At 60.4% G+C, this 21,024-nt stretch carries 27 protein-coding genes; 17 read left to right on the top strand and 10 right to left on the bottom strand.

The window, feature by feature from the left end:
- The first annotated feature begins 24 nt into the window (after nucleotides 1-24).
- The 3 genes from ABD112_RS09240 to ABD112_RS09230 all read left to right on the top strand — a co-directional run bounded on the left by ABD112_RS09240 (nucleotide 25) and on the right by ABD112_RS09230 (nucleotide 3,020).
- A complete protein-coding gene (locus tag ABD112_RS09240) occupies nucleotides 25-1,422 on the top strand; it encodes a purine-cytosine permease family protein (RefSeq protein WP_343925236.1) in 1,398 nt (465 codons plus the stop codon).
- A gap of 38 nt (nucleotides 1,423-1,460) precedes the next feature.
- Entirely contained in the window at nucleotides 1,461-2,099 is a 639-nt protein-coding gene (locus ABD112_RS09235) for a cyclase family protein (RefSeq protein WP_343925234.1), read from the top strand.
- Nucleotides 2,100-2,165: 66 nt separating this feature from the next.
- On the top strand, nucleotides 2,166-3,020 hold the full coding sequence (locus tag ABD112_RS09230) for an alpha/beta fold hydrolase (protein ID WP_343925232.1): 855 nt from the start codon (nucleotides 2,166-2,168) through the stop codon (nucleotides 3,018-3,020).
- Between the two features lie 41 nt (nucleotides 3,021-3,061).
- Here ABD112_RS09230 and ABD112_RS09225 read toward each other — a convergent pair whose 3' ends face one another.
- Nucleotides 3,062-4,039 (bottom strand): epimerase, encoded by a 978-nt coding sequence (locus ABD112_RS09225; RefSeq protein ID WP_343925250.1) that lies wholly within the window; start codon nucleotides 4,037-4,039, stop codon nucleotides 3,062-3,064.
- Between the two features lie 39 nt (nucleotides 4,040-4,078).
- Nucleotides 4,079-5,239, bottom strand: a complete 1,161-nt coding sequence (gene ald, locus ABD112_RS09220) for an alanine dehydrogenase (RefSeq protein ID WP_343925230.1) — start codon at nucleotides 5,237-5,239, stop codon at nucleotides 4,079-4,081.
- A gap of 148 nt (nucleotides 5,240-5,387) precedes the next feature.
- On the opposite strand from ald, the gene ABD112_RS09215 reads away from it, so the two are divergent.
- Nucleotides 5,388-5,858, top strand: a complete 471-nt coding sequence (locus tag ABD112_RS09215) for an Lrp/AsnC family transcriptional regulator (protein WP_343925228.1) — start codon at nucleotides 5,388-5,390, stop codon at nucleotides 5,856-5,858.
- Between the two features lie 26 nt (nucleotides 5,859-5,884).
- On the opposite strand, the gene ABD112_RS09210 is transcribed toward ABD112_RS09215, so the two are convergent.
- Nucleotides 5,885-6,775 (bottom strand): MFS transporter, encoded by an 891-nt coding sequence (locus ABD112_RS09210; RefSeq protein WP_343925226.1) that lies wholly within the window; start codon nucleotides 6,773-6,775, stop codon nucleotides 5,885-5,887.
- Between the two features lie 73 nt (nucleotides 6,776-6,848).
- Between ABD112_RS09210 and ABD112_RS09205 the strand changes: the two genes are divergently transcribed.
- From ABD112_RS09205 to ABD112_RS09195, 3 genes are all read left to right on the top strand, one after another.
- On the top strand, nucleotides 6,849-7,493 hold the full coding sequence (locus ABD112_RS09205) for a gamma-glutamyl-gamma-aminobutyrate hydrolase family protein (protein ID WP_343925224.1): 645 nt from the start codon (nucleotides 6,849-6,851) through the stop codon (nucleotides 7,491-7,493).
- 70 nt (nucleotides 7,494-7,563) lie between these two features.
- Complete coding sequence (locus ABD112_RS09200; protein WP_343925222.1) at nucleotides 7,564-8,004, top strand: hypothetical protein; 441 nt, start codon at nucleotides 7,564-7,566, stop codon at nucleotides 8,002-8,004.
- A 41-nt stretch (nucleotides 8,005-8,045) separates the two neighbouring features.
- Nucleotides 8,046-8,459 carry an iron chaperone gene (locus ABD112_RS09195; protein WP_343925220.1) on the top strand — a complete coding sequence of 138 codons (414 nt, stop codon included), beginning with the start codon at nucleotides 8,046-8,048 and terminating at the stop codon, nucleotides 8,457-8,459.
- A 2-nt stretch (nucleotides 8,460-8,461) separates the two neighbouring features.
- On the opposite strand, the gene ABD112_RS09190 is transcribed toward ABD112_RS09195, so the two are convergent.
- Entirely contained in the window at nucleotides 8,462-8,986 is a 525-nt protein-coding gene (locus ABD112_RS09190; RefSeq protein WP_343925218.1) for a GNAT family N-acetyltransferase, read from the bottom strand.
- A 177-nt stretch (nucleotides 8,987-9,163) separates the two neighbouring features.
- Here ABD112_RS09190 and ABD112_RS09185 point away from each other — a divergent pair, with 177 nt between their 5' ends.
- A complete protein-coding gene (locus ABD112_RS09185; RefSeq protein WP_343925216.1) occupies nucleotides 9,164-9,529 on the top strand; it encodes an SRPBCC family protein in 366 nt (121 codons plus the stop codon).
- Between the two features lie 64 nt (nucleotides 9,530-9,593).
- Nucleotides 9,594-10,142 (top strand): DUF488 domain-containing protein, encoded by a 549-nt coding sequence (locus ABD112_RS09180; protein ID WP_343925214.1) that lies wholly within the window; start codon nucleotides 9,594-9,596, stop codon nucleotides 10,140-10,142.
- 16 nt (nucleotides 10,143-10,158) lie between these two features.
- Here the strand turns inward: ABD112_RS09180 and ABD112_RS09175 are convergent, their stop codons facing one another.
- Nucleotides 10,159-10,530 carry a hypothetical protein gene (locus ABD112_RS09175; protein ID WP_343925212.1) on the bottom strand — a complete coding sequence of 124 codons (372 nt, stop codon included), beginning with the start codon at nucleotides 10,528-10,530 and terminating at the stop codon, nucleotides 10,159-10,161.
- 233 nt (nucleotides 10,531-10,763) lie between these two features.
- Here ABD112_RS09175 and ABD112_RS09170 point away from each other — a divergent pair, with 233 nt between their 5' ends.
- On the top strand, nucleotides 10,764-11,048 hold the full coding sequence (locus ABD112_RS09170) for a hypothetical protein (RefSeq protein ID WP_343925211.1): 285 nt from the start codon (nucleotides 10,764-10,766) through the stop codon (nucleotides 11,046-11,048).
- Here ABD112_RS09170 and ABD112_RS14620 read toward each other — a convergent pair.
- The 5 genes from ABD112_RS14620 to ABD112_RS09150 all read right to left on the bottom strand — a co-directional run bounded on the left by ABD112_RS14620 (nucleotide 11,036) and on the right by ABD112_RS09150 (nucleotide 14,271).
- Entirely contained in the window at nucleotides 11,036-11,224 is a 189-nt protein-coding gene (locus ABD112_RS14620) for a TetR-like C-terminal domain-containing protein (protein WP_425563819.1), read from the bottom strand. The two genes, ABD112_RS09170 and ABD112_RS14620, sit on opposite strands and share 13 nt — an antisense overlap.
- A 6-nt stretch (nucleotides 11,225-11,230) precedes the next feature.
- Nucleotides 11,231-12,112, bottom strand: a complete 882-nt coding sequence (locus ABD112_RS09165; protein ID WP_343925209.1) for a F510_1955 family glycosylhydrolase — start codon at nucleotides 12,110-12,112, stop codon at nucleotides 11,231-11,233.
- Nucleotides 12,113-12,208: 96 nt separating this feature from the next.
- Entirely contained in the window at nucleotides 12,209-12,751 is a 543-nt protein-coding gene (locus ABD112_RS09160) for a hypothetical protein (RefSeq protein ID WP_343925207.1), read from the bottom strand.
- Between the two features lie 8 nt (nucleotides 12,752-12,759).
- Complete coding sequence (locus ABD112_RS09155; protein ID WP_343925205.1) at nucleotides 12,760-13,212, bottom strand: DUF1801 domain-containing protein; 453 nt, start codon at nucleotides 13,210-13,212, stop codon at nucleotides 12,760-12,762.
- 9 nt (nucleotides 13,213-13,221) lie between these two features.
- A complete protein-coding gene (locus ABD112_RS09150) occupies nucleotides 13,222-14,271 on the bottom strand; it encodes a threonine aldolase family protein (RefSeq protein ID WP_343925204.1) in 1,050 nt (349 codons plus the stop codon).
- 311 nt (nucleotides 14,272-14,582) lie between these two features.
- On the opposite strand from ABD112_RS09150, the gene ABD112_RS14615 reads away from it, so the two are divergent.
- The 7 genes from ABD112_RS14615 (at nucleotide 14,583) to ABD112_RS09120 (ending at nucleotide 20,975) form a co-directional block, all read left to right on the top strand.
- Entirely contained in the window at nucleotides 14,583-14,720 is a 138-nt protein-coding gene (locus ABD112_RS14615; protein WP_425563818.1) for a PLDc N-terminal domain-containing protein, read from the top strand.
- Nucleotides 14,721-14,878: 158 nt separating this feature from the next.
- A complete protein-coding gene (locus ABD112_RS09145) occupies nucleotides 14,879-15,151 on the top strand; it encodes a hypothetical protein (protein WP_343925202.1) in 273 nt (90 codons plus the stop codon).
- Nucleotides 15,152-15,250: 99 nt separating this feature from the next.
- Nucleotides 15,251-15,625, top strand: a complete 375-nt coding sequence (locus tag ABD112_RS09140) for an ArsR/SmtB family transcription factor (RefSeq protein WP_343925200.1) — start codon at nucleotides 15,251-15,253, stop codon at nucleotides 15,623-15,625.
- On the top strand, nucleotides 15,625-16,539 hold the full coding sequence (locus ABD112_RS09135) for a cation diffusion facilitator family transporter (protein WP_343925198.1): 915 nt from the start codon (nucleotides 15,625-15,627) through the stop codon (nucleotides 16,537-16,539). Before ABD112_RS09140 ends, ABD112_RS09135 begins: the two co-directional genes overlap by 1 nt.
- A gap of 71 nt (nucleotides 16,540-16,610) precedes the next feature.
- Nucleotides 16,611-18,485 (top strand): HAD-IIIC family phosphatase, encoded by a 1,875-nt coding sequence (locus ABD112_RS09130; protein WP_343925196.1) that lies wholly within the window; start codon nucleotides 16,611-16,613, stop codon nucleotides 18,483-18,485.
- A gap of 203 nt (nucleotides 18,486-18,688) precedes the next feature.
- A complete protein-coding gene (tdh, locus tag ABD112_RS09125) occupies nucleotides 18,689-19,714 on the top strand; it encodes an L-threonine 3-dehydrogenase (protein WP_343925194.1) in 1,026 nt (341 codons plus the stop codon).
- Between the two features lie 79 nt (nucleotides 19,715-19,793).
- Nucleotides 19,794-20,975: a glycine C-acetyltransferase gene (locus tag ABD112_RS09120; protein ID WP_343925193.1), complete on the top strand. Its 1,182-nt coding sequence runs from the start codon at nucleotides 19,794-19,796 to the stop codon at nucleotides 20,973-20,975.
- Nucleotides 20,976-21,024: the final 49 nt, after the last annotated feature.

Here is a 21,024-nt window from a genome sequence, read left to right as displayed (position 1 = left end):
ACCCCTACTCAGGAGACAGAAGCAATGTCGCTCTATTCCCGCCTCAACCGCCACACCCAAGCCCAATCCGATGGGGGAAAGCCCGTCAAAGGAGCGTATTCGCTCCTGAGAATCGGAATGATCTGGCTTGCCGCCAACCTCGTGGTGACAACACTCCTCACCGGAACCCTGTTCGTTCCCGGTGTTGATTTCGCCACCGCATTCCTGATGATTGTTGTCGGAACTCTCGCCGGTGCCGTCGTGCTCACCTCAATCGGCGCCATCGGTACCCGCACGGGGCTGCCAACAATGGCAATCACCCGGGGAGCTTTCGGAACGCGCGGCAGCCTGCTGCCCGTCGCGGCGAACGTGATCGTGCTCATGGGATGGAGCTGGGTGCAGGCGATGCTCGCCGGCGTTACGGTCAACTTCCTCGTCGAGAGCGCAACCGGATACTCAAACCCAATCCTGTTCTCCGTGATCTGCCAGAGCATCGTCGTTATTCTTGCGATCCTCGGCCATGAAGGCATCTCGAAGATCGAGCCATGGCTTGCCGTGCTCATTCTCGCCATCATGGCGTGGATCTTCATCACCGCATTCACCGCGTTCGATTTGGGCAACTTCCAGGCCGTCGCTCCCGATGCGACTCTCGGCTTCACCCCGATCATCGTGCTCGACATCGTGATCGCCACGGCAATCTCGTGGACGGTGCTCTCCGCCGACTTCAACCGTTTCGCACGCACCACCAAAGCTGGCGTGATCGGCTCGGGTATTGGCTACACGGTCTCCACCGTTACCGCCATGACGCTCGGCCTCACCGCGTTCGTGTACGTACTGCTCTCCGGCGACGAAGCTGCCGCTTTCGACCCCACCACAATCGTGGCCGCCTTCGGCGCACCGCTGGCCATCGTCATCTTCCTCTCCGTGATGGCGACCAACACCATGGTCGTCTACGGAATGGTGACCTCCGTGGTCAACGCCAAGGTGGGAAGCAAGCTGCAGTTCCTGCCAACCGCTCTTGTGCTCGGAGTCATCTCGATCATCGGCGCAACGTGGTTGCAACTGCTCAACCAGTTCACCGACTTCCTCGTCGTCATTGGCGCATTCTTCGTTCCCGTCTTCGCCATCATGATCGTTGATTACTACATCGTGAAGCGCGGCGCCTACACAAAGGACATCCTTGAGGCTCGCGGTGGACGCTACTGGTACAAGGCCGGCGTCAACTGGTTCGCCGTCATCATCTGGGTCATCGGTGCCAGCATGTCCTACATCTGGGCGTACGTGTGGCCCCTGCCGATCGGTGCCACCATTCCCGCGTTCGTTCTCACCTTCGTGCTCTACCTTGCGGTGATGCTTCCTGAGCGGGGTCGTCACCAGGCTGTTCGCAGCCAACATCTCGCAGAAAATGCTGACGAAGATGCCACACCGATCCACTCTGCATAACAACTTTCGGCACGACCAAACAAAGAAGTAGGTGCAGGATGCGCGAATTGAGCCACCCGATCATCACGGGCATGCAGGTTTACCCTGGTGATCCGGCAGTCTCAATCGAGAGCGCTCTTGCGGTGGCCGAGGATGGGGTGGACGTCAGTCTGCTCCACCTCGGGTCACACACCGGCACCCATCTCGATGCGCCGTCGCACACCGTTGCGGGCGGGCGCACGACGGGCTCGATCGCCATCGATGAGCTCGTCGGTGATGCTCTTGTCGTGCACCTTTCCGGACTGGCAGCCCACGCCACGTATGGGCTCGACGAAATCACCGCTGCTCTGGGAGAACTGCCACCGGCGGTGCCCGACATCGTGATCATGAACACCGGATGGGCCAAGCACTTCAGCACCGATGAAGCCCTGAACCACCCCGCGCTTGCCCCGGACGCAGCTACCGAATTGATGCGTCGAGGGATGCGGCTGCTCGCCGTCGACACTCTCAGCCCCGACCCAACGGGTGAGGGCTCGACGGGCTTCCCCGTTCACGAAGTGGTGCTTGGCGGTGACGCTCTCATCGTCGAAAACATCACCGGGCTAGACGGCCTGCCCCAGCGGCTTCGGGTCGGCTTCTTCCCGCTGGCGATCGACGCGGATGGTGCGCCAGTGCGCGCTGTCACTCTCGACGACTAGGACAGCAGAACGCGGGGCGAGTGTCGTACGATCGGTCGTGTTCGCAATACGGTCGATTGGAGAGTGATGTCTGTACGTGACACCGCCGTCGCCACGTTGGGACTGATGCAGCGATTTACTCCGCGCCTGGCGGCTGAGGCGGCGTACGTTCTCTGGCTCTCAAGCGGACTTCCTAAACAGGTGCACCCTCGCGAGCAAGCGATCATCGCTGAGGCCACCCACTCGACGATTCGGGTCAACGGCCATCGCGTTGCCGTGTACACCTGGGGTGATGGCCCTAACGCTGTGTTGCTGACTCATGGATGGCATGGCCGCGCCGCCGAGTTCGGTGACATTGTGCAAGAGCTGCGCCGTGACGATCGCACCATCCTCGCGTTCGATGCCCCTGGTCATGGCCATTCACGGGGACGACTGCCCGATGTGCGTGATTTCGCCTCCGTCATCGAAGCGCTCGGTGAGCGCTACGGCCCATTTGAGGCAATGGTGGCGCACTCGTTTGGCAACCTGGCGTCGACTCTTGCCATCCGCAACGGAACCGAAACCAGACGGCTGGTGTCCATCGGCGGGGTGGCCGAATTGCGGTATGTGGTGACCAGCGTCAGCGGCATCATGCGGCTGAACCCGCGCACCCTCGACGGCCTCGTGCGTCGCATCGAACGGCGCCGGTTTAGCAAGGTGCCCGATTTCTGGAATTCCCTGTCGGCGACAGCAGCGCCGCTCGAGGTGCCTCTGCTGATCATCCACGACCGCGACGATTCTTGGGTGCCATACGGTCAGGCCGAGGTGCTCGCTGCCGCGCATCCGGAAACCTCACGCACCATGCTCACCTCCGGGCTCAACCATCACCGGGTGCTGCGCGACCAGCAGGTTCTGGATGCGATCAGCCAGTTTTTGAGCGAAGCCGACGCGAGCGCCGCGTAGCCTCAGCCGGTTCTTCCGGGTCGATCGCGGTCGAGTAACCCCTACCGTCCGGAAATATCCTCGACGGCGCCGCTGAGCTCGGTGTACCTGAACTGGAACCCTGCATCAGTAAGCGTGCTTGGCAGAACCCACCGGCTTTTGAGCACGAGTTCGGGTTCGGTTCGCAGCACCCACATGGCGGGCTCGAGCATCCACTTCCAGGCGGGTAGGCCGAACGGTGCACCGACCGCGCGGCGCAGGGTGCGCATGAGCGTGCGGTTGTCTGAGGGATGCGGAGACGAGAGGTTGACGGTGCCGGCGATGTCGTCGCGAGCGAGAAGGAAACGCACCGCGCTGATGACGTCGTCGATGTGCACCCAGCTGAACTTTTGGTTGCCCGAGGTGCGGTGCCACGACGTGCGCTCGCCGCCCGACGGCGTTGGCCCGATACCGCGGTAGCGGCGGTGCGCAAACCACCAGCTGTCGATTTGGGGTCCGCCCAGCCCTACGCGTGCGAGACGGAACAGGATGTTCGTGGCCGGGCCATCACCCAAAACGATTGCCATACGCAGTGCGACGCGACGTGTCTGCGGCAGGTCGCCGTCGAAGAATTCGCGCTCCCAGTTGCGGGCAACATCCACCGAGAAGCCTTCGCCGAGCACCCCATCGGCGTCAGTGTTGGGGCGGTCGGTCGAGTGCCGGTAGATGGTGGCGGTCGACGAAGTGAACCAGACCGCCGGCGGGTTGGATGCCGCAGCGATCGCCTCTCGCAGTGCCCGAGTAGTGTCGACTCGAGACCGCAAAATCTCGTTGCGGTTGGCGTCGTTGTAGCGGCAGTTGACCGACTTGCCCGCCATGTTGATCACCACAGCGGAACCGTCGATAACCCGGGCGATGCCGGCAGGATCGTTCCACGTCACCTCAGCCGAGCGGCCGATGAGTCGAACGTCGTAGCCGTCGTCGCGGAACGCCTGCACCAACGCGGTGCCCACGAATCCACTCGCCCCTGCGATTACTGCCACCGGTTTCGCGGTCACGATGCCCCCAATCCGTGCTGAAGTTTTATCAGCCCAGCCTAGCTAGTGAACTCCGCTAGCTACTCCCGCGAACGGGCCAACCATTGTTCTTTCGCGGGCATCCGAGGCTGGCGATAAGGCGACAGCCATTGCCGCGCGAACGCCCGCGTTGACGATTTCACCACCGGCTACGTTCAGGCCGCGAGCGAGAGCCGGCGATGCAGCAGCAGCGGCATCCCAACCGAGGTTCGCGATCGCAACAACGTGCGGCAGCGTGGCGTTGCTGAGCGCACGCGTCGAGGTGCGCGGAACAGCGCCGGGCATGTTGGCGACGCAGTAGTAGAGCGAGTTGTGAACGGCGAACGTGGGGTTGTCGTAGGTGGTGGCGTGGGAGCCTTCGAAGCATCCACCCTGATCGATGGCGATATCGACAAGCACCGAACCGGGCTTCATCGAGGCAACCATCTCGTCGGTCACCAACTTGGGGGCCGCGGCACCAGGGATCAGCACCGAACCAATAACGAGGTCGGCCTCGAGAAGCTGCTCGGCGATTTCGTAGCGCGTCGAGACACGAGTCTGCACTTCACCGTTGAAACGTACTTCGAGCGCGCGAAGACGCGGCAAGGAAATGTCGATGATCGTGACGTTGGCGCCCAAACCCAAAGCGTTCGCTGCAGCGTGTTCACCGGCGACACCGCCGCCGATGACGACGACTTTTGCTTTTGGCGTTCCAGCAACTCCGCCCAGCAGTTGACCGCCGCCACCCTCGGCCTTGAGGAGAGCGTGGGCGCCAGCAACAATCGAGAGTCGACCAGCGACCTCGCTCATGGGGGCGAGCAGGGGAAGCGAACGGTCATCGGCCTGCACGGTTTCGTAGGCGATCGCGGTGGTGCCGGAAGCAACAAGGGCTTCGGTCAGGGCGCGGTCTGCGGCCAAGTGCAGGTACGTGAAGAGAGTCAGGTCTTTGCGAAAGTAGCCGTACTCCGAAGCGATCGGTTCTTTTACCTTCACGACGAGGTCGGCGGATGCCCAGACCTCTTCGGCCGCGACGACGATGCGTGCGCCTGCGGCAGCGTAGTCCTCATCGGTAAAGCCACTACCGAGGCCGGCCCCGGACTGCAGGGTGACGGTATGTCCGCCTGCTACCAGGGTGTCGACACCCGCAGGAGTGATCGCGACGCGATTCTCATTGTTCTTAATTTCAGCAGGCACAGAAATTTGCATCGACTTACCTTTCGCAGTTGTGCGCTTAGCCTGTCAGAAATTCTGCCTTTTATGGAAAAGTCAGAATATTGATCGGCAAATTGACAAAGAATGCGTAAAATAGAACGAAAATGGCCTCTATTGCTCGCTTTCACCGAAGGATATTCGCATGTCCGATGAGCTTGATCCGATCGATACGAAGATTCTTACCCTTCTTTCGCGCGATGCCCGAATGAGCAATGCGGTAATTGCGAGCACGGTGGGCATTGCAGCATCCACCGCCCACACCCGCATCAAGTCGCTGTTCGACCGCGGCCTCATCACCGGTTATCACGCAGCGCTCAATCAAGAGAAGCTCGGGCGGGGCCTGCAAGCGATTATTGGAGTATCGCTGCGTCCCGGTGCCCGCCAGGAGAGCATTCAGAAGTTCACTGACGAAATTCGCCGCCTGCCCGAAGTCATTCAATTATTCTTCGTCGGCGGCAGCGATGACTTCCTGGTGCACATTGCGGTCGAAAACTCCTCCGGCGTTCGGCTCTTTGTCGTCGACCATCTCTCGGCTCGACACAGCGTCGCGTCCACCAACACCAGCATGATTTTCGAGTACCACCGCAACTCGGTCGCCACCGACTTTTCCTAAGCGCTGCTCGCTGCTCGTAGAGGCCGCTATTCGAACTCGCTTGCTGCGACGGGCTCTGAAAGGGACCCAACGCGCCTCCCGCTGAGTACGGTGCTGATGCCTAGTAAGAGAAGCGCACCGAGGGCGATCCCGCCAATCGCGGCCGGAACCCCCGACGCTTGAATGAGCACCCCTGCTAATGCGCTCCCGGCAGCACCGCCAACGTTGTGACTCGTGTTCACCCAGGTCATGGCAGAGTTTTGCTGGTGCGCGCCTCCGGAAGTGTGCGCGGCGACATACGTGACGATCATGACGGGCGAGAAGAACAGCCCCGCCACGACGAGCACAACACTGACAGCTATCGCTCCACTGACGACGGCGACGAGCGAAGTGCTGACCAGGAGCGCGACCGAAAGCACAACGAGTTGCCGCGCGGGCGAGCCGGGCACAGTGAGTGCGCCATACAGCAGCCCGCCGAGTGCGCTGCCTCCGGCGAACAAACCAAGCGCGATTCCCGCGGCGGCCGATCCCCCATAGGCCGCAAGCGCCACCGGTACCGCAACACTGAGTAAACCGGCGACACTGCCGGCGATGAGAGCCGGCAAGAGAAGACCCACAAATCGAGCATCCAAAATTAGCGGCCTGAGCGTGAGCTTCTCGTCGCCGTTCTGGGGAGCGTGCCGAACACGTGCCTTCATCGCCCCCACGGTGGGAGTTGCCACGAAAAGAAGACCGCCCACGAGCACGAAAGTCGCGGGGATGATGAGCGCCACCCCAGGAGCAATGACCGCGAGCGCCAAGCCGGAAACAGCGGGGCCAACGAGATAGAGCAGCTCTTCTATGACCGCATCGAAACTCAGCCCCTTCTTGAGCAGTTCAGCATTCGGCGTCAGCGAACCCCACGCCACCCGCATCGTCGGCCCGACCGGCGGTGCCACGGCTTCTCTCCGCGCGGCCTTAGGCTAATCTCAGCGGCCCCCGCGGCCGAATGCCAGCAAGAGGAACTAGCAGATGATCTCAACCCGCGCGTACATGCCCACCATTGTTCTTTCGCGGGCGTCCGCCGGTGGCGATCGGGAGAAGCCGGAGCTGACGGCGCTCATCCACGGCCTCGAAGAATCGATGAAGTCGGCGATCGAAGCGACCGGTGCGCGAGTGATCAGCGTTGACGGTTTCACCGCCTCCGACGTGGAGGCCGCCCTGAACCAGGCCACTGAGCGCGAGTTGCCGATTCTCGCGATCTGCCGCGGGATGCACATTGTGAACGTTGCGCGTGGCGGCACCCTCATTCAGCACCTCGAGCCGAGCACCGTCGTTCACAGCGGCTCGGGCGTTGACGCGATGGTCGATCACGACGTGGCGCTAGAACCGTCCTCTGAGCTGGCCGGTCTGTTTGGGCAACAAACCATGACCATCAGATCTGGCCATCACCAAGCAGTCGATGCGATCGGATCAGGCCTGCGCGCTGCAGGCCGTGCCGCCGATGGCGTGATTGAAGCGCTGGAAAGCACAAACCCCGCACACTCCCTTATCGGCGTGCAGTGGCATCCCGAAGACAGCGAATCCAATGCGGACGACCGCGCCCGCCTCTTCGGATGGCTTTCGGCAAAGGCGGTCGAGTTTCGTGAACTGCGGGCTGGCGCCGCGGTCAGCTGACACACAATAAGAGTGTTCACAAAAATGACGCATCCTTGAGAATGGATGCCGGGGCTGACAGTCTGAAGGCATGCGGAAACCGATCATTGCCATCATTGCGGTCGGCGCAGCGCTCATGCTCACCGCGTGCAGCACGACCGCTGGTCCACAGCTTGCCGTCATGGACGAAGGCGGTAACGCGCAGTTACCGGACTGGGTAGAGAACCCCGAGGGCATTCCGACCATTGACTTGACCCTCATTGGCGAGTACGACGACATGACGGTGTATGCGAGCCGCAATGACGACGATGAGTGGTGCGTTATCGCAGCGCTCGCACCACTGGCGAGTGAGAACGATTGGGTGGTCTCAACGGCCTGTGGGCCCGCCATCTACTTCGGCATCAACGGTGCTGAGATTCGAGGCGGTAGTTCTACGCGAAGCGGTGGTGCCCTCCTTCTCCCTGACGGCTACACCGGCACGATCGAAGACGGTTGGGTACGCATCAACGACAACCTCGCCGTTTGGGAGTAGTCTCGCGACACAGGAATTTTCCGCGAGAAGGCGAGCACCACATGGCGAAGGAAAGCTTCAGCGCCGACGAACGCGCAGCGATGAAAGAACGCGCTCGCGAAGCCAAGCGAGACGCGTCAGCGGCAGAAGACCTGAAGGATGTGCTCGGCAAGATCGCCGAGATGCCCGACGATGACCGCGACCTCGCCGAACACTTGCATGCCACTGTTCTCGCCGCAGCACCCGGGCTGACGCCAAAGACTTGGTATGGGATGCCGGCCTACGCCAGCGACGGTAAGGTCGTCTGCTTCTTCCAAGCCGCCCACAAATTCAAGTCACGCTACGCAACGCTCGGGTTCAGCGATGAAGCCGCGCTCGACGACGGTGCAATGTGGCCTGCAGCCTACGCACTTATCAGCTGGACGGATGATGTCGAAGCCCAGATAACCAAGCTCGTCACGCGGGCGGTCGGCTAGCTTCACTCACTGGGGATCGCGATCCACTCCGCCCAGCTCAGGTCGCGCCCAACATATCGCGGTGCCGTTAGGGGCCAGCCTGTTGCGATCCAGGTCGGAACGAATGCGTTCAGCGCAGCCTCAACTTCTGAACCAACGTATTCGTCGCGCACCCACCACGAAATATCCGCATCTGCGCCGGGTTTGTCCGTCGGATCGATGTAAACGCACCCGATGAGTTCCGTTTCGTTCCCATCGAAGAGCGCGAAATTGAATGACTCGTGAGTCTCGATCTCGTCGGCATGGCGTTGCAGATCGCCTCTGTCTTGTTCCGACGTCATCGTCGCCGGCGGCCAACCCCACGCTTCACCGTAGATCGACCACAGCCGCGCCCGCGAACTCATCACCGCATCCATATCTAGATCTGTATCGTCTGCCCGGATCGGGCGAAGGTGATGCCCCGTTGGTAGTGAGACGTGCCGCGGATGCTCCCAATCGTCGGGCAACCACGGCGGCGATAGTTCTGGAAGTTCACTCGAATCAGACATTGATTGGACCCTCCCACCAGTCGACGTGAAGCGCGATTGCGTCGATCCTAGCCTCACCCGCAGAACGCTGGGAATTTCTCGTACGACACCTCAACAATCGCTGAAAAGCACCTATTATGCGCGGTTGCAGTTCCTAGAGTGAAGACCCAGCTGTTCAAACGAAACAGGAGGTTTTCGATGGGAACCGTAACAAAGGACATCGAAGTCGACGTGCCAATAAGCGTCGCCTACAACCAGTGGACGCAGTTCGAGAGTTTTCCCGCGTTCATGTCGGGCGTGAACTCGATCACCCAGCTCGACGACCGCAAACTTCACTGGGAAGTATCCGTCGGTGGAGTCGACCGGGAGTTCGATGCAGACATCGTTGAGCAGCACCCCGACGAACGAATTGCCTGGCGCAGCACTGGCGAAATCCTTCAGATCGATGACATGCAGATCAGCAAGGATCTGTCGGAGTTCAAACGCCTCATCGAATCCAACGGCTTCGAGTCAGGAAAGTGGCGCGGAGAAATTCCGCGAGCTGACGACGGGCTAGGCCGCTAAGGCACAACACGGCATCCTGTAACTAACCTCACGCTCCGACCGAAGATGAGAACGGAGATACACCGTGCGAACGCAACCAATCTTCACGATCGGTCACTCCACGCATCCCATTGAAGAATTCATCCGGATGCTGCGAGAGAACGGCGTAAACCGATTGGTCGACGTTCGCACGGTGCCCGGTTCTCGCCACAATCCTCAATTCGGCGAGCAAGAACTCTCACGAAGCTTGAGCGAGGACGGGATCGGCTATGAGCGTATCGCCGAACTTGGCGGGCTTCGTCACAGCCCAGCCGGGCACGAATCGATCAACGGCGCTTGGCGCAACAAGAGCTTTCGCAACTACGCCGACTATATGCAAACTTCGGGCTTTACCGATGGCCTCCAATCCCTGCTGACGGCCGCAGCCGAGAGCACTGTCGCAATCATGTGCGCAGAAGCAGTGCCCTGGCGGTGCCACCGGTCGCTCATCGGGGATGCTCTCCTCGCCCGCGACATCCCCGTCGAGGACATCATGAACCTGACATCCACTAAGCCCCACACGTTGACGCGGTTCGCGAAACTCGACGGAGAACGTGTCTGGTATCCGCGCGACGAGGAGACTGAAGAGCGCTGAACCGCTCGTGCGCCCGCTACCAGCCGACACTCGCCATTGCTGTCGCTGCGGCTGCCCGCAGGCGATTCTTAGCTTTGAGGCGGCGCGTTAGCGCTAGCAGCCCGAAGACAACCGCGATCGTTGGCAACAGCCACCACATTTGTGCACTCACGGTGAGCGCGAAAGCCAAAACCGTGCCGAGTCCAGCCATGAGCGACCCGAAAACCAGTGGCACACCGTCATCGAGACTGAGCGCTGTGCTCACCAAGAACGCCGCGTCCCAGTCCTCCGCAGCGACCGCGAAAATCCGCAATATCAGAAACCCGAATACTGCCACAGCGGCAAACGCTGCAGTGCGAGCAGGACGGCGAGAACTGCTCTCGGCTTCTGAAGAGGTCGATTCCGTCATGACCAGATAATACGTTGGGGCGGAGGCTGTGAGTGATATCACCGCTGTCGAGGTCATCGCTGTGACCTCCACTCTCAAGCCGAGCGCGCAAGGGAACCATTTCGACACCAGAACCGTCACCTATCCTGGCCGAAGAAAGTGACGCATCCTTGTTATTGGATCGCGAAATTGCGACACTAGCGATATGCCCCCGCTGAAGCGCCTTCTCGCCACCACGATGCTGGCCGGATGACATGGCTTCCGTGGGCGACTTCGAAGAGCTGAGCGTCTTTGCCGCCGTTACCTCTGACGACGCATGGTGTGCCTATGGCGCAGTTCCGGACCTTCCTAGACGCGAGGGAGTTTCCCTAGTTGCGTGCGTTTCGCCGGAAGAGTTTGTGAAGAGCGGGATCCCAATCAATCTAGAGACTCCCGAGCTCACGATCCATGCGATCGTACTACCCGATAATTTTCGTGGTGAGATTGATGAAACTTGGGAGCGCGTGAATGACAGTCTCGCGGTGTCCTACGAGCAGTAGTTTCTCCTGAACTCAGCGTCAGACCACGCGGCGAGCGCCGTCACCACGCTGTCGACCAGCTCCGCAAAACTGCGTTCGCGATCGACCGGCAACTCAAATGCACCGTTCGTCTCGAGCGACACAAAACCGCGCAGAGCTGAGCGGAGAAAGCGGGTTGCACCGACCCCTCGCCACACAAACGATCAGCCCGCGGTGAGAACCGTCCACGATTCGCCGCCATCAAACGACTCGACAAGTCCGCGGTCATCGATCAACGCAATACGTTCCCCGTCAGCACCAACCGCAATTGCATACGCGGTGCCCTCCACCGTGCCGCGATCGGACCATTGGGCATCCTCAGCAGGGCGTACCCACACAGCGCCCTCAACATCCACGCCAACAAGCGCGCCCGGAACATTGGGAACCGCAGCCAGCAAATAGAGAAGTGGTGTGCCCTCAAGCGCAGTAAACGACTGCCCCGCATCATCGCTCACCCGCATGCCCTCAGGAGTCGTGGCGAAGAGTCGCTCAGGCGTGTTCGGATCAGCCACCAACGCATAGGCCTGGATGTTCGCACCCTTACTCCACGTGACCCCGCCATCCTCGCTCGCCAGCAGAGGCGAGCCATCAGATGACAGCCCGTACACCCGCTCCGGATCGTTCTGGTTCACCGTCAGCGCATGGAAGTCGGTCGCGCCTGCAAGGGACAGGCTCGACCACGACTCGCCCGCATCCGCGCTAGAAAGTAGCCCCAGATTCGGACCCTCAAATGTAGATGACCCAGCACTCGGATGCCCCGAAACGAAATACTCGTCGCCCGCCACCGTGAACCCCATCGCATCGAATGGCTCACCGCCCAGCGGACCACTCAACTCACCAGTGGCATCCACCCGATAGATTCCCGAATGGCTCGCAACCAACAGGTTCTCGCTCGAATCAATGCCCAAGCCGTGCACGCCCTCAAAGATGCTCCCCGCCGCCGGAGCGGACTCGGGGGTCTCGCTGGACGAGGGCGAGGCACACCCTGCTAAGCCAACGACGGTCAAAATGGCGCCCGCTGCGAGCGTCATGGTGGTCTTCTTCATTCTGTTCTTCACTGTGTTCCTTCATGTTCTTCATACACCTATCGGCGGCACCACGATGGGTACCGTGAGATCTCGGCGAAGCCGACATCCGGCTAATCAGGTGCGGCTAATCGAAAGAACGTGAAGTGACGGAGCTGTGGGCTGCGCAACCACCAGGGCGCGCAAAGCAGTACGCGGCAAGGGCGGCAAGAGCGCGGCACATTCGGCCCGAAGCTGAGCAACAACGGTGACACCGGCAAGTGACGCGAGAGGCGCGCACTCAGCCATGCCTGCCGACGAACTTGAGCTGCCAGGGCACGGACACACATCAATGTTCGGCGTCTCGGAGTTGTGCGAAACGACGTCGGTGTGAGTTGCGGTGGGCGCCGTCGAGCTCGGCTGGCCCGCAATGGCGCTCGAAACGAAAGTCGCGTTCGCGTTCGCGCTGGCGCTGGCAACGACAGAGTGCATCGCTACAAGAGAGATGGCCGCAATGAGGGCGGCAACAACCAACAGTGCAATACGGAGCGCCCGAACAGCGCTAATGCCCTGCTGCGTCATCTCCACCATCCCTGCTGCGTTCCCGAATCGATCGTAATCGACGACCGTGCGCTGAATGCTGAGTAGAGGCCGCCAACCGGTTCGGTGTCGCCCGCTCATCGATTAGCCTAATCGCCCAGATGGTAGGTGAGCGCCATACTCACGCACTCGCGAAGTTCGTTCGCGGGGAGCTCGACGCCGACGTTGAACAGAAGTGCGCGCTTGCCCTCATAGGTAAAGATGTCACCGAACCGCGCCCGGATGTCCCCGAGGAGACTGGTGCTGCAAATGAAGAACATTGCATAGTCATGGTTCGATTTCGCGCCGGCGGGAGCAACCCGGATCGTGCTTCCGCTGTGCGCCTCGCTCGTCAGATAGGCCGGCTGGCCCCACTTGAGCGCCTCAGTGATCGCGCCAACACCGACGGTCTCCGCCGCGGTGCTCAGGATCAGGTCGCGCAGTTCGAGCAGGGCGTCACGGGTTGGCGCATCCCAATCGTCGAAGGCTGCAGCGACCTCGCTCGGGATGCTCGTACCGATGCTCGCGCTCTTGCCTAGGCTCACGCTCGAAGAGTTTGTCACTCTTCGACGCTACGCGAGTTCGCGGATCGCAGCCACAAACTCGTCAATGTCAGCGATCTGGTGCGCGAAAGACACCACGATTCGCACGACACCTGGCTCCCAGCGATTGGTGTAGAAACCGAAACCGCGGTCGTGGAGCGCTCCCGATAGTTCGTCGGGGAAGATGGCGAAGAGGATGTTGCTGCCGGGCTCACTCGTGACAGTCACGACGGCGACATCCGCGATCCCCGCTCGCAGCCGTGCAGCCATCGCGTTGGCTTGGCGAGCGTTATCGAGCCACAGGTCATTGCTCAGGTAGGCATCGAGTTGGGCGGCCTGAAAGCGCATCTTTGAGGTGAGTTGACCGCCGCGCTTGTGGCGGAATGACAGCTCGGTCGCCAGGCTTGGGTCGAAACTGACGATGGCATCCGAGGTCAGCGCGCCGTTCTTAGTGGCGCCAAACGAGAGCATATCGACGCCCAGCTTCCAGGTCATTTCAGCCGGACTGACATCGAGCGCGACGAGCGCATTTGCGAACCGGGCACCATCCATGTGGATGCGCAACCCTGCGTCACGCGCGATCGTCGTCAGTTCGCGCAGTTCATCAATCGTGTAAACGCTGCCCGTCTCCGTGACCTGGGTGATGCTGAGCACCGACGCCTGCACGCTGTGCACATCGCCGCGGCCTGCCTTCACCGCCACTCGCAGCTCGTCGGGGTCGATCTTGGAGTGCTCGCCACCCAACAACACGATCTTCGAACCATCGGTGAAGAACTCGGGCGCACCAGCCTCATCGTTCTGAATGTGGCTGTCGGTGTGAGCGAGGATGCTCCCCCACGGACGCGTCAATGCCGCAAGACCGATACCGTTCGCCGCGGAACCGGTTCCGACCGCAAACACATCAAGCTCGCACTCGAAAATATCCGCCATCTTGGCGCGCATCTGAGCCGTGAGCTGATCATTGCCATAGGGGGCTGCCGGTCCAGAGGATGCCGCGACAACAGCATCCAGAATCTGCGGTGAAGCACCTGCAGCGTTGTCACTCAGATACCCGCGCAGGATGGAATCGGTCGAGGTCATGGCAGCTTTCTGTAACGAGAAACACGGGATGCCAATCGATGCACTGTCGGGCCTTGAGCCACAGAGTGCTATTGACAGTTTCGCCACCGCAGAAAGCGCAACCGTCAAGTGTTCGGCAACGATCAGCACTGCTCCGAGCCACTCACTCTGATGATAACTTGCGGTGGCTGTGCGGGATAGCGGTGTCCTTGCGCCTGAGGCGCTGTCGCAGTATTTTTGCGCGTGACGCAACTGGGCGCCGCCGTCGGGGCGATTGCTTGCGTCTGGCACCACGGGCAGTCTTGCAAACATGAGCATTTTTGCGGCATCTGGTGAGTGGCCTCGAGCGCGCCATTTGGGTCGCGATCTGCCTCTTCATCGGGGTCATCGGCCCACTCGCCTGGTTTGCGATCGGCCGCCGCAAAGCGCGCGAAGGTCCAGGCGAAAGAGTGCAATCAGTGCGCGTCTGAGCGCCGAATGTTACAAACATCGAAAATGCTCGAATGAGGTCTCGACAGACCGCTTCACGAGGGGTTGAATATAAGTGAGAACCCACCGCACAGCAGCGGGATGCACAACACCAGTGTCCGAGGTCTTCAATAGTGTGAACTCGAAGGAGTAGAAAACTATGACGATTGCCGCGCCCCGGCCGACCGAAGGTCCAGCAGACAGAGCACGCCCAGCAGTGGCTTGGACAAGCATCCAAGCCGGCCTCTGGGTGGGCAATGCTAGCGGCGAATTCGCTGGCATGATCGAGCGAGGTTCCAGCGGTGAATACTTCATCACTGACCATCGCGCTCGCCCGCTTGGCTCCTGCACAACGCTCGGCGAAGCAAAGGCTCGCCATCAGCGACAACGTCAACTCGCCGCGCCTAAGCCGCAGCCGCAGCCCAAAATTTAGACGCACAGCCCGGGTGGCGCCCCGAATCAAGTCTGGGATGCACCCCTCAATCACGAACTCACGCTTGATATTAGAACTTGCGCATGTAATAGTATTCGCATGAGCGCAGATATTTCCGAGTGGGCGGACCCTGGCGACGACTACGTCGCCGTTGCAGTAGAGATCTTCTCCCTGCTGGCCGATTCGACGAGATTTCGCATCGTGCTCGCACTTCGCGAAGGAGAACTCGCCGTTGGTGAGATCGCGGAACGCGTCACCAAGCCCCAAGCGACCATCTCGCAACACCTCGCGAAACTCCGCATGAGCCGTGTGGTCACCACGCGCCACGAAGGTGCCCGCGTGTACTACCGACTCAGCAACGACCACGCACTTGAACTCATCCGAGTCGCCGTCTTCCAAGCCGAGCACGCCGTCGACGACACCGTGCGCCACAGCCACCACACGGTCGGCGCGAACACAGTCGGAGCCCACTAATGGGTGCCGGGCACAACCACGCCGCGGGCAACAACAATCGCACTAGGCTGCTGATCGCGTTCATCATCACCGTTGGTGTCGTTATCGCTCAAGCCATCGGCGCAATCGTCACCGGCAGCCTCGCACTGCTCGTCGACACCGCCCACATGCTCACCGACTCAGCCGGCCTACTTATGGCATTGCTCGCTGCCGGGCTCATGCAACGTCCTGCCACCGCCACCCACTCGTGGGGACTCAAACGCGCCGAAGTGCTCAGCGCTATGGCCCAGTCGAGCCTGTTGTTCGCGGTCGGCATCTACGCCCTCATCGAGGGTGTGCGCCGCCTCTTCGATCCGCCCGAGATTCAAGCGAGCAGTTTACTGATCTTCGGAATCATTGGCCTTGTCGCAAACATCGCCGCGATGATCGTGCTCACTGGCGGGCGCAACTCCAACCTCAACATGAAAGCCGCGTTCCTCGAAGTCATCAACGACGCCCTCGGGTCTGTCGGTGTGATCATCAGCGCCATCGTGATCGCACTCTTCGGTTGGTATGAGGCGGATGCCGTCGTCGGCATCCTGATCGCCCTACTGATCGTGCCCCGCACCATCATCCTGCTAAAGGCCAGCGTGGGCGTGCTGCTCGAGTCCACGCCCAAGGGCATCGACCCGACGGACGTTCGCGCCCACATCATGGCGATGGAGCATGTAACCGACGTGCACGACCTGCACATCACCCGCATCTCATCGGACCTGCCCGTGCTCACCGCACACGTCATCGTCGAAGATTCCTGCTTCATCGACGGCCACGCGGCCGAAATGCTGCCCGCACTGCAGAAGTGCGTTGCTGAGCACTTTGCACTGAGCATCGAGCACTCAACCTTCCAGATTGAGCCCGAAAGCAATATCAACGAGGAACACGTTCACCACCACTAGTGATGCAGCGTCGCGAGGTCAGCAATCGCTCTGCGTGACTTCAGAACGTCGCCCTCCAGTAGAATTCCTACATGAGTGACCAGACGCCGACGCGAACGACCAAGCCGAAAACGACGCCTGAAGCTGACGTCAAATTGGTGATTTGGGATCTTGACGAGACCTACTGGAACGGCACTCTCAGCGAAGGCGCCGTGCACGGCATCCCGCGAAATTCCCAGATAGTCCGGGAGCTGAACCGTCGCGGCGTAGTAAGCGCGATTTGCTCCAAGAACGACCTACACCAGGCCAAAGAAGAGCTCGAACGGTCCGGCGAGTGGGAACTGTTCGTGTTTCCTAGTGTCGATTGGACTCCCAAGGGCCCTCGAATTGCGGCAATGCTTCAAGACATGGGCTTGCGCCCACCCAACGTTCTATTTGTCGATGACAATGTCGGAAATTTGCGGGAGGCAGAACACTATGTCCCCGGCATTCAAACAGCAGAACCTCACGAACTGGCAGGCTTGCTCGCGCGGCCATCGGTGAAAGGCAAAGATGACACCAAGCTGTCGAGGCTTGCACAGTACCGAACTCTTCAAGCAAAAGTGAAGGCTCGCGATGAGATGGGCGGGAGCAATGAAGAGTTCCTCATCTCGTCTAATATTCGTGTCGGAATTCACACTGACCCGACCACCCAGCTCGACCGCCTTCTGGAGCTTGTGAACCGTTCGAACCAATTGAACTACACAAAGCAGCGATTCACTCGAGCTGAATTCGAGTCCACTCTGGCGAATGAAGACTTCGTGAGCGGCTACATCACTGCCCGTGACAACTTCGGCGATCACGGCATCTGCGGCTTCTTCGTCCACGACGGCAAAAGCCTCATCAACTTCTCCTTCTCGTGCCGAATCCTGAATATGGGGATCGAGAATTGGGTCTACCAAGAGTTAGGTGCGCTGCCGCTTGAGATTGTGGGAGAGGTTGCTACCCCACTTGATTCATCTAAGCCAATCACTTGGGTCACAGCACAACGCGATGACGAGAGCCAGAGAGTGCCGGCAGCCGCCCAAACCTCAAGACGCACCGGGCGAGTACTCCTCAAAGGTGGCTGCGATCTTTCGGTGGTACTCGAGCACCTTGGCGGAGACATTCAATCAGAGTTTTCGTTCCCCAGCTCGACAGGAGCCCTTGTCCATCAAGAGCACACAGAGATCCTGAAGCGCGCGTCAGAAGAGACACTAAATGATTATGGCGAGATTATTGACAGGCTCCCATTTCTAGATCGTGCCGCTTATCAATCGGCAATCATTTCTTCTCCGGAGAAATTCGACACCGTCGTCTACAGCGCGCTGATGGACTTTACCCAAGGGTTGTATCGATACCGCGACACAGACTTCGTGGTGCCGTTTGGCGAGTACACGATGGATGCAACCAGCACCTCATACCAGGAGCGATACACATCTCGTCAAAGTCGCGTCGGCTATACGAAAGAGTTTTTCGCTTGGTTCAGTGAGAACTTTCACTTCGAGGGGATGGTTAGCCCCGCTACAGTAGCGCACAATATTCGCTGGCTGCGAGAGAAGTTGCCAGAGACGGTGCGACTCATCATCATTAACGGAGCGGAGATAGTATCTCCCAGCGAGGCTGAGCTGGATCGCCATAAGCATCATGCCGAATGCAACCACGCCCTCGATCTTCTGGTCGAGGAGGTGCCCGGAATTCAGCTCTGTGACGTTCGCCTGGTCGTGTCATCAACGACTGATCTCACCAATAATCTCCGGCATTATTCCCGCCGCGCCTATTTCGAGATCTCTACCCAACTTTCGAGCCTGCTCACAGACTCCAATGTGAAAAGTAAAAGTCGCGCAGGGTTCGTCGTGGGCGAACTGCTCGCAAAAGTCGACCGGACGGGCCGCAGGATCGTGCGCTCCTTGATAAACCGTGTCTCCGTCAAAAAACCACACAAGTAGGACACCTCAACGCTATGACGACTTAGTTCACAAACCCACAGTCCTCGATGGCCCTGCTTAGATCTATGATTCCTTAGACGCTTGAATCGGAGCGAGACGCAGCACGCTTCTCGACCGGCTAAGACACATCAGCAGAGATCTCATGTTCGGCGCGCCACAAGTGCGTCACGGGTAGGGTCTCGCGCAGCTAGGAGGAATCAACGATGAAAGCCCTCTATAAGGACAAGGCCGGACCAGGCCTCATCTTGGCCGAACGACCAGAACCCACCCCCGGACGTGGGGAGGTCAAGATCCGTGTCGCCCGCACGGGCATTTGCGGCACCGATCTGCATATTGAATCGTGGGATGCCTGGGCCGCCAGCGCCATCAACGCTCCTCTTATTCCAGGCCACGAGTTCTCGGGCCACGTCGTTGAGCTCGGCGAAGGAGTCACCTCAGTTGAGGTGGGTGCTCTCGTTTCAGGCGAAGGTCACGTCGTCTGCGGACACTGCCGCAACTGCCGCGCAGGCCGCCGCCACCTCTGCAAATTTACGTCAAGCATTGGCGTCAATCGCGATGGGGCATTCGCCGAGTTCGTCGTTATTCCCGAACAGAATGTGTGGCGGCATCCACTCGACATCGACCCCGAGCTCGCGGCCATCTTCGATCCGCTTGGCAACGCCGTTCACACCGCGCTCTCGTTCCCGATGGTTGGCGAAGACGTCCTCATCACTGGCGCAGGGCCAATCGGGCTCATGGCGGCCCAGGTCGCTCGTCACATCGGTGCCCGCCATATCGTGATGACCGACGTGAACGAAGAACGCCTGCAACTCGCTCGCGGCATGGGCGTGAGCCTGGCGATCAACGTGTCGAAGGTGCGCATCGCCGAAGCTCAAGAGCAACTCGGCATGAAAGAGGGCTTCGACATAGGCCTCGAAATGAGCGGACATGCAACCGCGTTGCCCGAGATGATCAGCAACATGAATCAGGGTGGCCGCATCGCCATGCTCGGTCTGCCTGCCGAACCCATCAGCATTGACTGGGCCACCGTCGTGACCCACATGATCACTATCAAGGGCATCTACGGTCGCGAAATGTTCGAGACTTGGTACGCCATGAACGCCATGGTGCACACCGGTTTGGATGTCTCAGCCGTCGTCACCGACCGATTCCCTGCCGAGCGTTGGGAAGAAGCATTCGCGACCGCCCGCAAGGGCAATGGCGGCAAGGTCATCATCGACTGGTCGTAGCGCCGCACCCGCCACCGCCCCCACACGCGACCTCGCCCCACCATCCTGTGCGGCAGGCCCCACTTTTTAGGAGAACATCATGTACGGAACAGTTCGCGAACAGCTCAACGAGACCCTCGGCGAGATCCGCTCGGCGGGCCTCTACAAAACGGAGCGCCAGCTCGACACCGCCCAGGCGGCCCACGTGGAATCGGCAGGGAAGCCGGTGCTCAACTTCTGCGCCAACAACTACTTGGGTCTCGCCAATCATCCGCGCCTCGTGGCTGCAGCCAAAGAAGCTCTCGACGACTGGGGTTTCGGGATGGCGAGTGTGCGCTTCATCTGCGGCACCCAGACCCAGCATGTCGAGTTGGAGAATCGGCTTTCGGCCCTGCTGAGCATGGAGGCGACCATCCTGTTCCCCTCCTGTTTCGACGCCAACGGGGGCATCTTTGAGGTGCTGTTGGGCGCCGAGGATGCGGTGATTTCTGATGAGCTCAACCATGCCTCGATCATCGATGGCGTGCGCCTCTCGAAGGCCGCCCGCTACCGCTACAAGAACCGCGACATGGCCGACCTCGAAGCCCAGCTGATTGCCGCGAAGGATGCCCGCCGCCGCCTCATCGTTACCGACGGAGTCTTCTCGATGGACGGCTACCTCGCTCCCCTCGAAGCGATCTGCGACCTCGCCGAACAGTACGACGCCATGGTCATGGTCGATGACTCCCACGCCGTCGGCTTCGTCGGCGAAACCGGCGCTGGAACCCCCGAACACTGCGGTGTCTCCGACCGGGTCGACATCATCTCGGGCACCCTCGGCAAGGCACTCGGAGGGGCCTCCGGTGGCTACATCAGTGCCCACTCCGAGATCGTAGAATTGCTGCGCCAGCGCGCCCGCCCCTACCTCTTCTCGAACGCCGTCGCGCCCTCCGTGGTGGCCGGCTCGATCGAAGCGCTCAACCTCGTGGCCGAAGGGGCCGAGAGCCGCGCCAAGCTCACGGCGAATGCTGAACAGTTTCGCAGCGGGATGGCTGAGGCCGGGTTCACGCTACTGCCAGGTGAGCATCCAATCATTCCGGTCATGTTCGCTGACGAGCACGAAGCTGTTGCCATGGCGGATGCTCTGCTCGAGCACGGCGTCTACGTGATCGCTTTCTCGTTCCCCGTCGTGCCGCTCGGCAAAGCCCGTATCCGCGTGCAGGTCTCGGCCGGGCACTCAAGCGAGGACATCACTCGCTGCGTTGAGGCATTTATTGCGGCGCGGGAGTCGATCGCGGTCTAGCGAATCGTCGACGCGACGGTTTTAGCGGTGGGGGAAATATCCCGCAGCG

The organism is Rhodoglobus aureus (assembly GCF_039527955.1).
GTDB classification, from domain to species: domain Bacteria; phylum Actinomycetota; class Actinomycetes; order Actinomycetales; family Microbacteriaceae; genus Rhodoglobus; species Rhodoglobus aureus.
This window is presented reverse-complemented; position numbering and strand designations above follow the sequence as displayed.

Excerpts from the sequence above, each read along its gene's own strand:
- ABD112_RS09240 (WP_343925236.1), top strand. The coding sequence starts at position 25 with ATGTCGCTCTATTCCCGCCTCAACCGCCACACCCAAGCCCAATCCGAT.
- ABD112_RS09235 (WP_343925234.1), top strand. The coding sequence starts at position 1,461 with ATGCGCGAATTGAGCCACCCGATCATCACGGGCATGCAGGTTTACCCT.
- ABD112_RS09230 (WP_343925232.1), top strand. The coding sequence starts at position 2,166 with ATGTCTGTACGTGACACCGCCGTCGCCACGTTGGGACTGATGCAGCGA.
- ald (WP_343925230.1), bottom strand. The coding sequence starts at position 5,239 with ATGCAAATTTCTGTGCCTGCTGAAATTAAGAACAATGAGAATCGCGTC.
- ABD112_RS09215 (WP_343925228.1), top strand. The coding sequence starts at position 5,388 with ATGTCCGATGAGCTTGATCCGATCGATACGAAGATTCTTACCCTTCTT.
- ABD112_RS09205 (WP_343925224.1), top strand. The coding sequence starts at position 6,849 with ATGATCTCAACCCGCGCGTACATGCCCACCATTGTTCTTTCGCGGGCG.
- ABD112_RS09200 (WP_343925222.1), top strand. The coding sequence starts at position 7,564 with ATGCGGAAACCGATCATTGCCATCATTGCGGTCGGCGCAGCGCTCATG.
- ABD112_RS09195 (WP_343925220.1), top strand. The coding sequence starts at position 8,046 with ATGGCGAAGGAAAGCTTCAGCGCCGACGAACGCGCAGCGATGAAAGAA.
- ABD112_RS09190 (WP_343925218.1), bottom strand. The coding sequence starts at position 8,986 with ATGTCTGATTCGAGTGAACTTCCAGAACTATCGCCGCCGTGGTTGCCC.
- ABD112_RS09185 (WP_343925216.1), top strand. The coding sequence starts at position 9,164 with ATGGGAACCGTAACAAAGGACATCGAAGTCGACGTGCCAATAAGCGTC.
- ABD112_RS09175 (WP_343925212.1), bottom strand. The coding sequence starts at position 10,530 with ATGACGGAATCGACCTCTTCAGAAGCCGAGAGCAGTTCTCGCCGTCCT.
- ABD112_RS09170 (WP_343925211.1), top strand. The coding sequence starts at position 10,764 with ATGGCTTCCGTGGGCGACTTCGAAGAGCTGAGCGTCTTTGCCGCCGTT.
- ABD112_RS09165 (WP_343925209.1), bottom strand. The coding sequence starts at position 12,112 with ATGAAGAAGACCACCATGACGCTCGCAGCGGGCGCCATTTTGACCGTC.
- ABD112_RS09160 (WP_343925207.1), bottom strand. The coding sequence starts at position 12,751 with ATGAGCGGGCGACACCGAACCGGTTGGCGGCCTCTACTCAGCATTCAG.
- ABD112_RS09150 (WP_343925204.1), bottom strand. The coding sequence starts at position 14,271 with ATGACCTCGACCGATTCCATCCTGCGCGGGTATCTGAGTGACAACGCT.
- ABD112_RS09145 (WP_343925202.1), top strand. The coding sequence starts at position 14,879 with ATGACGATTGCCGCGCCCCGGCCGACCGAAGGTCCAGCAGACAGAGCA.
- ABD112_RS09140 (WP_343925200.1), top strand. The coding sequence starts at position 15,251 with ATGAGCGCAGATATTTCCGAGTGGGCGGACCCTGGCGACGACTACGTC.
- ABD112_RS09135 (WP_343925198.1), top strand. The coding sequence starts at position 15,625 with ATGGGTGCCGGGCACAACCACGCCGCGGGCAACAACAATCGCACTAGG.
- ABD112_RS09130 (WP_343925196.1), top strand. The coding sequence starts at position 16,611 with ATGAGTGACCAGACGCCGACGCGAACGACCAAGCCGAAAACGACGCCT.
- tdh (WP_343925194.1), top strand. The coding sequence starts at position 18,689 with ATGAAAGCCCTCTATAAGGACAAGGCCGGACCAGGCCTCATCTTGGCC.
- ABD112_RS09120 (WP_343925193.1), top strand. The coding sequence starts at position 19,794 with ATGTACGGAACAGTTCGCGAACAGCTCAACGAGACCCTCGGCGAGATC.